The following is a 13238-nucleotide window of genomic DNA, read 5'->3' as shown; positions in this document are numbered from 1 at the left end:
TCCCGCTACGGAGGAACTCCAGGAAGAACGCCATCGTTTCTGACCCGGAAGCGGATGGTTTGTTGATCGCCGCGTTCGCGATGAGCAGCGTCCGTCGTTGAACGCTCGCGGGCGGATGGAGAAGCTACTCGTTCGCTCCGGGCCGTATGTCTGAGACGCTCGAGGGCCGCCGCCGTGCGACCCAACTGGATGAGATCAGCTGCGATGTCGTTCTGGATCTCGCTCTCCACGTGCATGTTGACGAGTCGTACAGCCAGACCCAACGCGCGCTCGAGAATCTCGGCCGACTCCGTCAACCGGCCGAGCCGAGCCAGCATCTGACCGATCTCCCAGAGGCCGCTGATCTCCGCGTGGCGGTTCCCGGCGATCCGGTACAGCTCGACGGCCTTCTGGCTGTGGTCGAGAGCGACCTCGTCGCGGCCGGCCACGTCATGGGCGCCGACCGAGAACCTCGCGCCCGCCAGGCCGCGCAGGACATGTGCCTCCCCGATCACGTCATGCTCCTGGCGGGCCGCACGCAGGGCGGCTCGCATGATGCTCTCCCACTCCTGGAAGCAGCCGGCCCATTGGAGATACCCATGCATGGTGGTCGCGAGCTGCCACGGCACGATTCCGTACCCGATGTCGGCGGCGAGCCGGACGACCTCCAGGAGCACCTGCCGCCGGCTGGCGAACCACTCGACTGCGTCGCCGCACGTTGCCGGGCGTTCGGGCACGACGCCGGGCAGTGGTGGGGGCGGGGCAGCCGGCGCCCGGTGAGGTTGCAGCAGCGCCTGTGCGTTGAGACTGCTGGCGGCTTCCGCACTCAACTGCCGGTACGACCACGAGAAGGCGGTACGCAGGTCGGGAATGTCCCGGCAGCCAGGAAACGCGCCGAGCCGATTGTCGCCGTCGCCGCCGCCGCCGCCGTCGCCGCCGCCGCCGCCGTCGCCGTCGCCGTCGCCGCCGTCGCCGCCGCCGTCGCCGTCGCCGCCGCCGCCGTCGCCGTCGCCGTTGCCGTCGCCGTCGCGGAGCTCGGCAACCACACCGTCCAGCGACAACGTCGGGCGGGCGATCAGCCTCGCCGCCAGGATCGCGAGCGCCAGAGGCAGCCGACCGCAGAGCTCGACGATCTCATCCACGATGCTCCCCTCCGCGGTGTGGACCACTCCTCTCGCTGCCCGTCCGGCAAGACGGCGCACGAGGAGTTCCCGTGCCGTGGCGTGATCGGGCACGTCGACCCGTAGCCGGTAGGCGCCGTCGAGGGCGGCCAGTCGAGGTCGGCTGGTGATCACCACGAGACTGTCGGCGGAGTTCGGCAGTAACGGCCGGACCTGCACGGCGTCTCGGACGTTGTCCAGCAGCAGCAGGAACCGTTTCCCGGCGGTGAGGCTGCGATAGGTGCCCATGCGTGCGTCGAATGTGTCCGGCATATGCGACGCGGGGACGCCCAGGGCGTACAGCAGCGAGTTGAGTGCATCGCCGGCGGCCGGGCTACCTTCCTCGCGGTCGTCCCCTCGCAGATCGAGATAGAGCTGGCCGTCGGTGAACTCGTCGGCGATCGCGTGCGCGAAGTGCGTCGCGAGCGTCGACTTGCCAACGCCGCCCATGCCGTCCAGCGCCACGGCCATCGGGCCGGTCCTGCGATCCGCGCGCATGCGACTCAGCGATGTCGTCAGCCATTCCAGTTCGGGCTCCCGGCCGACGAACAGGGGGAGGCCGCGCGGCAACTGGGCCGGATGCACGAAAGAAACCGGGCGCGGGTCGTCTGGCAGGCCACCGTGTTCTCCGTGTTCTCCTGGCGAGGCATCATGCGGGACGGCTGGTTCTGCCGACGGTACGGTTCGGGTGAGCACCACCCGGTGAGCTTCCTGAAGATCGTGGCCAGGGTCGATGCCGAAGTCGTCGGACAACCGTGCGCGGATCTCCTGGAAAACGCTCAGTGCCTCGGCCCGGAGACCCAGCGCGGCAAGCGTGCTGATCAGGCCGGCGTGGACGGGCTCGTTGTACCGGCTCATCCGCGCCGCGAGCCGCAGCGGTGCGATGACGAGAGACGGGCGACGGAGCCGGAGCACGACGTCGGCCGCGGAGACCGCCGCGTCGAAGAACTCGCGGTCGATGCCGGCGAAGGCCGCCGTGGCCCCCGCACTGTCGGCGAGCGCCTCTCCCACGTTGCCGTGACACAGCGGCAGGGCTCGGGCGTATTGTTCGACCGCGTTCTCTGAGCGCCCCTGGGAAAGGCTCGCCTTCGCCTCAGCGACGAGTCTCCGGAACGCGATCAGGTCCAAGGTCCCTGCGTCGGCCGTGAAGCGGTAGCCGTCGCCGTGCCGCACGAGGAAAGAGCCCGAGGCGCGGTGCGGCAGGTCAGGCTCCAGCAGCCGGCGCAGGTTGCCGACATACTTGTGGACGATGTTGACCGCACTGGCGGGCGCGTCGGATCCCCAGATCAGGCCGACCAGGTCGGACATGCTGATCGGGTGGCCCTCGTGGGCCATGAGGAGTGCCAGCAGGCAACGTTGCTGCCGCGGGCCGGCATCGAGCTCGTCGTCACCTCGCCAGACCCGGAGCGGGCCAAGAAGCTGCAGGCGTAGCGTGTTCGGACCCCGCAACGCTGGTTCACCATCGGTCGGGAGAGGACGCGCTGACGTCACGTACTGATCCTTTTTCTGCGCTTTGAGGCCATGACTCGGTGACCGGATGATGTGTTGACGATCTCTGGAGTGCGTCCCACGGGTCTGTCACCCCCTCCAGACCCTGGTCAACCTGTACATATGCAGTGCTTCCTGCTTGCCAGATGTACGGGTGGGGTGAGAAGTTCGGATCGCGGAGGAAGAAAATCTTCACTGGCCATCGATACCGTCGGCGCCATGAGTTCGCTCAGCCCAGACCCGGTCGCCGACATGGAGCCTCTCGTCCGTGCGGCTCAACAGGGTGATCCCGACGGGCTCGCCCGCCTTCTCCAGCATGAGTACCCGGGGATGCGGGCGGTGGCGGTCGGGGTTCTGGGCGCGGGACCGGATGCCGAGGACGCCTGCCAGGACGCCGCGGTCACCGCACTCGCACGTATCGGCGACCTGCGTGATCCGTCCAAGATCCGCCCATGGCTGCACGCCATCGTCCGCAACAACTGCCGGATGATCCTGCGCAACCGTATGCCCGGCCTGGTCGAGTCAGCCGGCGCCGAACTGATCGCCTCGTCTCTCGACGACCCGGTCGCGACCATCGAACGCAGCGCCCTGCGCGACCTGGTCTGGCACGGCCTACGGCAGCTGACGCCGGCGACGCTGCCGGTGGCCATGCTCCGCTACTTCACCGTCCGCAACTCCTACGAGGAGATCGCCATGCTGTGCGGGATCCCGGTCGGCACCGTACGCAGCCGGCTGAGTGACGCCCGCCGTCGGCTGGCCACGGTTCTTCCACTGGCCAGCCGTCATCGGCACCTGGATCAGGGCGCGATCAGCACCGAACGCGCTGAGGAGGCCGCCGCGATCTTTTCCGCGGTCGCGAACTGCGTACCGCTTCCGTCGCTTCATGAGCGCTGGGCCGAGGACCTGGTCATGTACTGGCCCAGCGGACGGATCTCAACCGGGCTGGCACCCATCTACGACATCTTGCACAGCGACTACCAGATGGGCGCCACGCATCGGCTCACCGGTGTGGCAAGCACACCCGGGATCACGATCTGGGAGGCCGACGCCATCTATGAGTCGGGCCGTCCGGACGGCTACCCGGCCGCGGGCACATGGCTGCTGCGGGAAAGGGCGGGCCGCGTCTGCGAGGTCCGCCTCCTTTATGGGAGCAGCGCCTCCTCAGCCTGACGCGGCCTACGGGTACCACCACGAGGTCGCGGGGTCCCGGTTCGCCATGCGGCCGACGAAGGAGGTCGTGCGGCGTCGATCGCCCCCAGCCCTGTCCAGAGCTGTGCCATCGCAGGGTGATCGTCGGGCGGTGCTTGGCGTGGAGAAGGGGGTCAGAGAGATTTGGAACGGAATCCGGCCGCGCGCCGGCCACCGCACCTGATCAGTCGGTAAGACGAGAGTTTGAAAGACGTTTGTCGATGATTTCGTGGTGATGTCGGCCCGGGGGGACGCGGTGCCGGGCTGACGTCACCAGTTCGGGAAGTCCTTGGCAACAGTCGGCGGATCGCAAGCCAAAGTTGAGGGTGTGGGTGCCGAATATCGCGTCTCCTCACGCGACCTGCGCGTACTCGTGGAGGAGGCCACCGAGCCGGTCTTGTCGGGTGACCTTGATGTCGGCGCCGACTGGATCGGGTAGCGCACGTAGCGGGCTGGCCTGCTGCAAGGCCCGGTGCGGACGATGTCCATTGAAGTGGTCTCGTACTCGGCAAGGACCTTGCGCAGGTGGCGTTCGTTCATGATGAGGATCCGGTCGAGCAGCTCGCGCCGTACGCTGCCGACCCACCGTTCCATGATCGCGTTCATTCGAGGAGCCTGGGGCGTGGTGAGTACCACGCGGATGCCCTCGGTCGTGAACACCTCATCGAACAGAGCGGTGTACTTCGTGTCCCGGTCTCTGATCAAGAACCGGAAGTCGCCGATTCGATCGCCCAGGTCGAGCATCAGGTTGCGGGCTTGCTGGGCGACTCAGCCGGCGGTGGGGTTCGCCGTGCCCCCCAGCACGTGCACCCGTCGGCTGGTGTGCGTCGGACCGCTGCGCCGGGGCGCTGGATCGACGCCGGCCCTCTTCAAGATTGCCCACACGGTGGCCGGGGACACCTTCCGGCCCAGGCCCGCGATCTGCCCGGCGATGCGCCGATACCCCCAGCCCGGATTTTCGGCGGCCAGGCGCAGCACCAGGGCGCGAATGGCAGGGCGGATCGGTGGCCGTCCCGGCCCGTGCTTGGGGTAGGTCCAGCGTCGCTTCACCAGGTCGGCGTGCCGGCGCAGGAGCGTTCGCGGTGTGACGAACAGGTGGCATCGGCGGCGTCGGGGCAGGAGTCGCGCGAGGGCGGAAAGGATCGCCCGGTCCGCCCACGACGGCCGGGGCACGGCGACCTGGCGGCGGAGCACAGCAAGTTGATGCCGTACTACCAGAACCTCTACGTCTTTGGACGCCTGTGATCGGGCGAGCAGCGCGATCCAGCCGAATACGCGTAAGACGATCAAGTACAGCAGCCGCAGAGCCATCCAGCGATCCTGCCGGAGGTGAGCCGCCGAACGCAGCAAAACCCCAGATCAAACCCTGTGACCCGATATTCGGCACCCACAGGCATCCTCCTCGTCACCTCATCCTGATCATGCTCATACCAGCATTAGTGACCAATGGTCTTTAAGGTGTTAGGTTGGCCTTACCTAAGTTCCGTTCAGAAAGGAACGTGTGATGGGCAGAGGGTTCCGGGGAGCGGTACTGCGCGGTCTCGGCGCACGCGACCACACCGCGACCGTGCGGGAGACCATCCGATTGGCGCCGAACTTCCTGCGGGTGCGGATGTGGTCGCCCACCCTGTTCGAGGACGCGGTCGCCGAGCCCACGGCGTGGCTGCGGTTCTGGTTCCCCGACCCGGACGGGTCCGACACGGAGTTCCAGCGCGCGTACACGATCAGCGAGGCCGACGAGGCGACCGGGCTGTTCGCCATAGACGTCGTGCTGCACGAGCCAGCCGGTCCCGCGTCGGCCTGGGCGCGGCAGGCGCGTCCCGGGAGCGCCGTGCAGGTGACCTCGCTCGGCTCGTCGAAGTTCGAGGTGCCCGAGGACATGCCCGAAGGCTTTCTCCTGATCGGCGACTCAGCCTCCATACCCGCCATCAACGGCATTCTTGGCGCGCTCCCTGCCGACGTGCCGATCGAGGTTTATCTGGAGCAACATGACGACACCGACCTTGAGATCCCGCTGATCACCCACCCCCGCGCCGGCGTGCACTGGGTGCCGCGCACCGGCGCCGCGTCGCTGGCGGCGGCGATCGAAGCGCGCGACTGGTCGAACTGGTATGCATGGGTGACGCCCGAGGCGGGATCGCTCAAGTACGTGCGTACGCGCCTGCGTGAGGAGTTCGGGTTCCCCAAGAGCGACCTGCATGCACAGGCGTACTGGTCCTCCGGCCGGGCGATGGGTGTCCTGCGGCCAGGTACGAAAGCCGAGGCCGCGGACGACCTGACCGCTGATGCCGCGCCGGGTGGGGCACCGATGGACGAGACCGGATCCGCGGCCGCTCCCGGTCCGGGCGCATGGCGGTCGCAGGGGGCTGGACGTCTGCTTGCGCCGCTGCGGTCCACGTTGGTGCTCGCCGGTGTCCTGCAGGGCGTTGTGACCTTGGTGCAGTTGGCGCCGTTCGTGCTGCTCGTGGAGCTGGCGCGGCTGCTGTTGTCCGGCGCGGACGCCGGAGCCCTGTTCGGGGTCGGCATCGCGGCGCTCGTGACGCTCACCGCCGGCGCGCTGCTGAGCACCGCCCTGCTGTCATGGCTGCACGCCGTGGACGCCCGGTTCTCGCGCGACCTGCGGGCGCGTCTGCTGCGCAAGCTCGCCCGGCTACCCCTGGGGTGGTTCACCGTGCACGGCTCAGGTGCGGTGAAGAAGCTCGTGCAGGACGACACGCTCTCCCTGCACTACCTCGTCACGCACGCGGTGCCCGACGCGGTCGCGGCGGTGCTCGCTCCGGTCGCGGTCCTCGCCTACCTGTTCTGGTCGGACGCGCGACTCGCGCTCGTCCTGTTCCTTCCGCTGCTCGTCTATCTCGTCACGGTTGCGTCGATGCTCGCGCAATCTCGCGCGAAGATCGCGCAAGCCCAGCGCTGGGCCGAGCGGATGAACAAGGAGGCCGCCGGTTACCTGGAGGCCCAGGCCGTGGTCCGCGCGTTCGGCGGGGCCGCCGCGTCCACCTTCCGGCACCGGCTCGAGGAGTACATCGGCTTCCTCAACGACTGGCAGCGACCGTTCGTCGGCAAGAAAACCATGATTAATCTGGTTGCTCGCCCCGTCACCTTCCTCTGGCTCATCGCCACGGCCGGCACGCTGCTCATCGTGTCGGACGCTCTGGATCCGGCCGGGCTGCTGCCGTTCCTGCTGCTGGGCACCACGTTCGGGGCACGCCTGGTCGGTATCGGCTATGGGGTCAGCAGCATCCGCGCGGGAATCGCCGCCGCCCGCGGCATCCAGACCGCGCTCGACGAGCACGAGCTCATCACCTCGGATGCCGCATCGGCCGGCCCCCGACCTGCGGACGCGGGCGTCGTGGTGTTCGACGGGGTCGGCTTCGCGTATCGGCCGGGCGTTCCGGTGATCCGGAACGTGAGCCTGACACTCAAGCCGGGGACGGTGACCGCGCTGGTGGGGCCGTCCGGATCGGGCAAGTCGACGCTCGCGGCGCTGCTGGCACGCTTCCAGGACGTGGACACCGGGAGCATCCGGATCGGCGGGTGCGACCTGCGCTCCCTGACCTACGAGGAGCTGTACGCGCGAGTGGGGTTCGTGTTCCAGGATGCGCAGCTGGTGTACGGCACCGTCCGCGACAACATCGCCCTCGCCGTGCCCGGCGCGAGCCTGGAGCGCGTCGAGCAGGCGGCCCGCGACGCGCAGCTGCACGACCGCGTCCTCCGTCTCGAACACGGGTACGACACCATGCTCGGCCCGGATGCCGCGTTGTCCGGCGGCGAGCGGCAACGCCTGACGATCGCGCGGGCGATCCTGGCGGACACGCCCGCGCTGATCCTCGACGAAGCCACCGCGTTCGCCGATCCCGAGTCGGAGTATCTCGTGCAGCGCGCCCTGGACCGCCTCACGCGCGGGCGCACCGTGCTCGTCATCGCCCATCGCCTGCACACGATCGCCGGCGCCGACCGGATCGTGGTGCTCGACCACGGCCGCGTCGCCGAGGCCGGAACCCACGACCAGCTGCTGGCCGCGAACGGCCGGTATCGGCAGCTGTGGCACGCCCGTGAGGCCGGCACGCATAAGGCCGTCAAGGAGTCGATTCGATGATCCGTACTCTGCTCAGTCTCATCCCCGCCGAGCGCCGTGGAGCGGTCATCCGATACGCGAGCCTGGCACTCGTCTCCGTGGTCCTGCGCGCCGCCGGGGTGGTACTCCTGGTTCCGCTGGTGGGTGCGCTGTTCAGTGCCGGATCCCAGGACGCCCTGTCGTGGCTCGGGGCGCTCACCGCGGCCACCGTCGCGGGCTGGGCTGCCGATGCCGCCGCCGTGCGGATCGGCTACGGCCTGGGCTTCGCGCTCCTCGGCCACGCCCAGTACGATGTCGCCGACCGGCTCGCCCAGGTGCCGCTCACCTGGTACACAGCGGACAACACCGCCCTCGCGCGGCAGGCGATCGCCACCGCAGGACCCGAGCTGATCGGCCTCATCGCCTATCTGCTGACACCGCTGATCGGCGCCCTTCTCCTGCCCGCCGCCATCGGCCTGGCGCTGCTCGCGGTGGCCGGACCCATGGGATTGGCCGCGCTCGCCGGTGTCCCGGTGCTGCTGGGAGCGCTGTGGGCGTCCGGGCGCATCTCGCGCCGCGCCGACGAGATCGCCGCGCACGACAACACCGTCCTGACCGAACGGATCGTCGAGTTCGCCCGCACCCAGCAGGCGCTGCGCGCCGCTCGCCGGGCCGAGCTCGCCCGCAGCCAGGCCGGCGTCGCCCTCGCCACCCAGCACGGCGCCACGGTGCGGTTGCTGCTCATGCAGATCCCTGGACGTCTGCTGTTCAGCCTCGCCGGCCAGGTCGCACTGATCCTCTTGGCCGGTACCACCACCGTGCTCGCGGTGACCGGCGCGCTCACGAAGCCCGAGGCGATCGCGCTCATCGTCGTGATCGTCTTCTACCTGGAGCCGTTCACCACTCTCGGTGAGCTCTCATCGACGATCGAGCCGGTCCGTAGTGCGCTCGGACGCCTTCATACCGTGCTCGAAGCCCCGGCACCCGCCCCGGGCACGGCGTCCCTGCGGCTCCTCGAAGCCCCGCGGATCGAGCTGCGGGACGTGTCGTTCCGGTACGGCGACGGACCGGCGGTGCTCGACGGCTTGAGCGTGACCTTCGAGCCGGGACAGGCCACCGCGATCGTGGGACCGTCTGGTTCCGGCAAGAGCACGATCCTCGCCCTCGTCGCGGGACTGCACGAACCCACCGCGGGCTGCGTGCTCATCGGCGGAACGGACGCCGCCACCCTCGCTCCGGACGCGCGGCGTGCGCTTGCGGCGGTCGTGTTCCAGCACCCGTATCTGTTCGACGCGAGCATCCGCGACAACATCCTCGCCGGCGACCCGGCGGCGTGTGAGGAACGGCTGGCCCACGCACTCGACGTCGCCCGGCTCGACGAGCTGGTGCGGCGGCTCCCCGACGGCTCGAACACGACCGTCGGCGAGGCCGGCACGGCGCTGTCCGGCGGTGAGCGCCAGCGTGTCTCCATCGCACGCGCCCTGCTCAAACCCGCGCCGGTACTGCTCATCGACGAAGCGACCAGCGCTCTGGACACCGAGAACGAGGCCGCCGTCGTGCGCGCGATCGCCGACGACGCGCCCCGGCGTACCCGCCTGATCGTCGCGCACCGCCTCAGCACCATCCGCAACGCGGACCGAGTGATCTTCATCGACGCCGGCCGGATCGTGGAAGACGGAACCGTCGACGAGCTCGTCGCGGCGGGTGGCCGGTTCGCCGAGTTCTGGCGGCAGCAACACGATGCCGCCGGCTGGCGCGTCCGCGCCTGAACCAACCGGACGCTCCCGCTGATGTGGATCCTCGCTGCCTGCACCGCAGCCGTCATGTTCATCGTCCATGCCGTCAAGAACCGTCCCAAGACAACCCGCGAACGCCGCCTCAACATCCAAGGAGACCCCATGCCAACATCCGACCAGACCACCGCGACCGTAGACATGGGAGGAGAACGCACTGGCGGCCGCAGCTCGATCATCGTCACTGCGCTGCTTCTCGCCTCTCTCGGCGTGGCGGCCGCGCAGACGATCGTGGTGGCGGCGTTGCCGATCTTCGGACGACAACTCGGCATCTCCGCCAGCTCCGCGGCCTGGCTGCTGACGGCGTTCATGCTGTCCTCCGCCATCGCGACCCCCATCGCCGGACGGATCGGCGACCTCTTCGGTCATCGCACCGTCATGATCGCAGGCCTGACCACGTTGTTGATCGGCAGTGTTGTCGCGGGCGTAAGCGACCTGGCCGGCTCCTTCCCCGGGCTGCTGGTCGCCCGGGTGCTCCAAGGCCTGTCGGGAAGCGTCTTTCCCGCCGCGTTCGGCCTGGCTCGCATGTCGATGCCGCCCAGCCGACTGAAGGGTGTCATCGCCGCGCTGAGTGCGATGTTCGGCGTCGGCGGCGCGGTCGGCATGGTCCTCGCCGGCCCGATCACCGAAGCGCTCGGCACCCCCTGGCTGTTCTGGGCCACCGCCATCATCGCCGCCGCCGCCCTGCTCGGAACCGCTTCCCTGCCTGGCCAGGAACCTCACCACGGGGCACGGCTCGACCTTCTCGGCGCAGCGCTCCTGTCCGGGACCCTGGTGAACCTGCTGCTGGCCATCAGCCAAGGCAGCACGTGGGGATGGACCTCCGCCCCTGTCGGGATACTGCTCGCCGCCGCCGTGCTGCTCGGAGCCCTGTTCGTCGCCGCCGAACGCCGCTCTGCCGCGCCCCTCATCGACCTGCGGCTGGTGCACGCACCCCAGTTGCTCCCGACGCACCTCGCCACACTCGTGATCGCCATCGGCATGTTCGCCGCGATCACGCTCATCCCGCAGTTCACCCAAGCACCCACGGCCACCGGGTACGGATTCGGCGACAGCCCGAACCAGACCGGGCTACTCATGGTGCCCGTCGCGCTGTTCATGATCATCGCAGCTCCGCTCGGCACCCGGCTTGCCGCGCGAACGAGCAGCCGCACCGTCTTCCAGATCGGCGCGCTCCTCGCCGGGATCTCGCTTGCCGGACTCGGCTTCGTCCACGGCGAACGGTGGGCCTTCTACACCGCGGGCGCGATGCTCGGCCTTGCGTACGGCCTGGCGTTCGCATCTCTGGGCGCCCTGGTCGTCGGAGCTGTGAAACACCACCAAACAGGCGCCGCCACCGGCCTGAACACCATCCTGCGCACGATAGGCGGAGCCATCGGCGCCCAACTCGCCGCCGCCATCATCACCGGCTCCGCCCCTGCCGACGGACCGCCCACGGAGTCCGGTTTCACGGCAGCATTTCTCACCGCCGCCTGCGTCGCTGCGGCCGCCGCCGTCGCGGCGGCCGCGATCTCACACAAGCCGACGCGGAGCTGATCGAAGGCATCGGGATCGTGCATCGGGGTGAGGAGACGGTGCCGCCCCGCCTGCTGCCCGACACATTCGTGCCCCCGGCCCGCCCGCGTGCGGTCGTGACCCTTGTGGAGCTGTCCCTGCTGAGCGAGCGCGGGCCGCGAGCGCTGGAGCTCATCGCGCGCGGCCCGTCCAACACGCAGATCGTGGAGGAGGCGGGGCTGGCAGCGTCATGCTGACGAACCGAGTCAGCGGGCCAACCCCTGCGACAAGACCCTCGCCGAGGTCCGCTCCCACAGCGACTGCTGAGCCACGGTCAACCCGCCCCGGCCCGCCGGCGTCCACGAACAGACCACCCGCCAGTGGTGGCGGCAGATTCACGACCTGCCGCCTCATCGCCGGTACCGCCCTCAACGATCGGCAGGAGTCGTGAGCCAGGTCCCGATCCGCTCCCCGCTACGGCCGACACTGCTCGACAGGCTCACCGCCGCGTGGCCGTCACTCCCGCCCGGATCCTGGCCCGTCAGAACTCGCGCCGCGTCGTGACCGTGCTCAGTCTGCCGGTGCGCCGCGGCGCACCGGCAGCCACCGCCGAACAGCGCTGGGGGCTCGCCGTGTGGTCACCGCGACCAGCACTCGCTGCCACCGGCGAACATATGCCTGCCACGACCAAACCTCTCTCGATCCGGTCTCTACGCTAGGAGGCGAAGCCCAGCCCGCCCATCAGTGCGCGGGCGCGGCGCCGTAGGGGACGGTCATCAGCTCCATGTTGTGGCCGTCGGGGTCCTGAAAGTACATGCCCCGGCCGCCGAAATCGCGGTTGATGTCGCCCGGCTGCTGGTGGAACGGGTCGGCGTAGTAGGTGAGCCCGGTCCGCCTGATGTGCGCGAAAGCCGCGTCGAACTCCGCGTCGCCGACCAGGAACGCGTAATGCTGCGGCTGGATCTCCGCCGGGCCGACGTCGACGAAGTCCAGCGTGACCCCGTTGGACAGCACGACCGGTAAGAACGGCCCCCATTCCGCGCCGACCGGCAGGTCCAGGATCCCGGCCAGGAAGCGGGCTGACACGTCCTTGTCGCGGGCGTGGACGATGGTGTGGTTCAGTTCGATGCTCACAATGGTCCTCTCACTACGTCCTCTGGATCGTTGACCTAAACTATAGAACAGCAATCCACTTGATGGAACGTCGTTCTTTTGGAGACCGTATGCAACAGGACCTGCCCGGCATCGTCCGGCTGCGCGACCAGCGTGAGGCGCTGACTCTGCGCACGATCCTCACCGCAGCTCGCCGCCTCTTTGCCGAGAGCGGCTATGCCCGCACCCCGATCCGCCGGATCGCCCAGGAAGCCGGTGTCTCACCGCAGACCATCTACACGTGCTTCGGTTCCAAGGCGGGCGTGCTCGCCGGCCTGGTCGACCTGATGGACGATGTGGCGGGCATGCCGGACCTGATGGCGGAGCTGGAGAGGACAACCGACCCGGACGAACTGATCGGCCTGCTCGCTCTGGCCGCTCGCCGGCTCAGGGAGCACTGCGGCGACATCCTCGCGATCCTGAACTCCGGCGCTGCCGTCGACCCCGACATCGCCGCCACCCAGGCGGAAGGCGCCCGGCGCAACCGCCTGGGCGTCGAGATGGTCGTCGAGCGCCTCCGCGCCACCGGCCACTCCGTCGACGCCAAGGCGACCGATATCGCCGTCGCTCTGATGAGCGACGGCGTTCACGACAGCCTCGTCATCGACGCGGGCTGGTCCCATGACGATTACGAGATCTGGCTCAGACGCACTCTCGGATCCGCTCTGGTCGCCCCAGCCCCATCACGCCGGGCAGAGCAGGCCGATTAGGGGAGCTGTCGGCAACGGAACGGCCGGTGGCGTCAGCAGACCGACGCGGGCGGAGTTGCCGCCATCCACCGTTCCGGCCTCGGCGGGTGGCCGGGACGTATCCCTTTGACGCCGTGCCAGTGGGCGACCTCGGTGACGCTCAGCTCGCGCGGCTGGCAGGGGCCATGGTCCTGCACGCGATGCAGGTGTGTGGAGCCTGCCGCGACGCGTGGAGGTC

General features: G+C 69.1%; 10 protein-coding genes. 6 read left to right on the top strand and 4 right to left on the bottom strand.

The window, feature by feature from the left end:
- Positions 1-5: 5 nt before the first annotated feature.
- A complete protein-coding gene (locus OIE67_RS30190; RefSeq protein WP_326626768.1) occupies positions 6-2447 on the bottom strand; it encodes a BTAD domain-containing putative transcriptional regulator in 2442 nt (813 codons plus the stop codon).
- Positions 2448-2750: 303 nt separating this feature from the next.
- On the opposite strand from OIE67_RS30190, the gene OIE67_RS30185 reads away from it, so the two are divergent.
- Positions 2751-3797, top strand: a complete 1047-nt coding sequence (locus OIE67_RS30185) for an RNA polymerase sigma factor (protein ID WP_326626766.1) — start codon at positions 2751-2753, stop codon at positions 3795-3797.
- 288 nt (positions 3798-4085) lie between these two features.
- On the opposite strand, the gene OIE67_RS30180 is transcribed toward OIE67_RS30185, so the two are convergent.
- Together OIE67_RS30180 and OIE67_RS30175 are read right to left on the bottom strand one after the other, a co-directional pair.
- On the bottom strand, positions 4086-4559 hold the full coding sequence (locus OIE67_RS30180; RefSeq protein ID WP_326626765.1) for an integrase core domain-containing protein: 474 nt from the start codon (positions 4557-4559) through the stop codon (positions 4086-4088).
- Positions 4560-4583: 24 nt separating this feature from the next.
- Positions 4584-5126, bottom strand: coding sequence for a helix-turn-helix domain-containing protein (locus tag OIE67_RS30175; protein ID WP_326626763.1), 543 nt, complete (start codon positions 5124-5126; stop codon positions 4584-4586).
- Between the two features lie 193 nt (positions 5127-5319).
- Here OIE67_RS30175 and OIE67_RS30170 point away from each other — a divergent pair, with 193 nt between their 5' ends.
- Genes OIE67_RS30170 through OIE67_RS30155 form a run of 4 tightly spaced genes read left to right on the top strand, consistent with a single transcriptional unit; the run spans position 5320 to position 11416 of the window.
- Positions 5320-7914: an ABC transporter ATP-binding protein/permease gene (locus OIE67_RS30170; protein WP_326626761.1), complete on the top strand. Its 2595-nt coding sequence runs from the start codon at positions 5320-5322 to the stop codon at positions 7912-7914.
- Complete coding sequence (locus OIE67_RS30165) at positions 7911-9641, top strand: ABC transporter ATP-binding protein (RefSeq protein WP_326626759.1); 1731 nt, start codon at positions 7911-7913, stop codon at positions 9639-9641. The genes OIE67_RS30170 and OIE67_RS30165 overlap by 4 nt, the downstream gene beginning before the upstream one ends.
- A 21-nt stretch (positions 9642-9662) precedes the next feature.
- Positions 9663-11201, top strand: coding sequence for an MFS transporter (locus tag OIE67_RS30160; protein WP_326626757.1), 1539 nt, complete (start codon positions 9663-9665; stop codon positions 11199-11201).
- Between the two features lie 17 nt (positions 11202-11218).
- Entirely contained in the window at positions 11219-11416 is a 198-nt protein-coding gene (locus OIE67_RS30155; RefSeq protein ID WP_326626755.1) for a hypothetical protein, read from the top strand.
- Positions 11417-11900: 484 nt separating this feature from the next.
- Here OIE67_RS30155 and OIE67_RS30150 read toward each other — a convergent pair whose 3' ends face one another.
- Entirely contained in the window at positions 11901-12293 is a 393-nt protein-coding gene (locus tag OIE67_RS30150; protein WP_326626753.1) for a VOC family protein, read from the bottom strand.
- An 89-nt stretch (positions 12294-12382) separates the two neighbouring features.
- Here OIE67_RS30150 and OIE67_RS30145 point away from each other — a divergent pair, with 89 nt between their 5' ends.
- Positions 12383-13021 (top strand): TetR/AcrR family transcriptional regulator, encoded by a 639-nt coding sequence (locus OIE67_RS30145; protein WP_326626751.1) that lies wholly within the window; start codon positions 12383-12385, stop codon positions 13019-13021.
- Positions 13022-13238: the final 217 nt, after the last annotated feature.

Origin of the sequence: Nonomuraea fuscirosea (assembly GCF_035917475.1) — a bacterium.
GTDB lineage: Bacteria > Actinomycetota > Actinomycetes > Streptosporangiales > Streptosporangiaceae > Nonomuraea > Nonomuraea fuscirosea.
Note: the sequence above shows the minus strand (reverse complement) of the source record. Positions and strands in the feature narration are given on the sequence as shown.

Bases quoted from the DNA above. Each gene is read 5' to 3' on its own strand.
- OIE67_RS30190 (WP_326626768.1), bottom strand. From the start codon at position 2,447: ATGTCCGACCTGGTCGGCCTGATCTGGGGATCCGACGCGCCCGCCAGT.
- OIE67_RS30185 (WP_326626766.1), top strand. From the start codon at position 2,751: ATGCAGTGCTTCCTGCTTGCCAGATGTACGGGTGGGGTGAGAAGTTCG.
- OIE67_RS30180 (WP_326626765.1), bottom strand. From the start codon at position 4,559: ATGCTCGACCTGGGCGATCGAATCGGCGACTTCCGGTTCTTGATCAGA.
- OIE67_RS30175 (WP_326626763.1), bottom strand. From the start codon at position 5,126: ATGGCTCTGCGGCTGCTGTACTTGATCGTCTTACGCGTATTCGGCTGG.
- OIE67_RS30170 (WP_326626761.1), top strand. From the start codon at position 5,320: ATGGGCAGAGGGTTCCGGGGAGCGGTACTGCGCGGTCTCGGCGCACGC.
- OIE67_RS30165 (WP_326626759.1), top strand. From the start codon at position 7,911: ATGATCCGTACTCTGCTCAGTCTCATCCCCGCCGAGCGCCGTGGAGCG.
- OIE67_RS30160 (WP_326626757.1), top strand. From the start codon at position 9,663: ATGTGGATCCTCGCTGCCTGCACCGCAGCCGTCATGTTCATCGTCCAT.
- OIE67_RS30145 (WP_326626751.1), top strand. From the start codon at position 12,383: ATGCAACAGGACCTGCCCGGCATCGTCCGGCTGCGCGACCAGCGTGAG.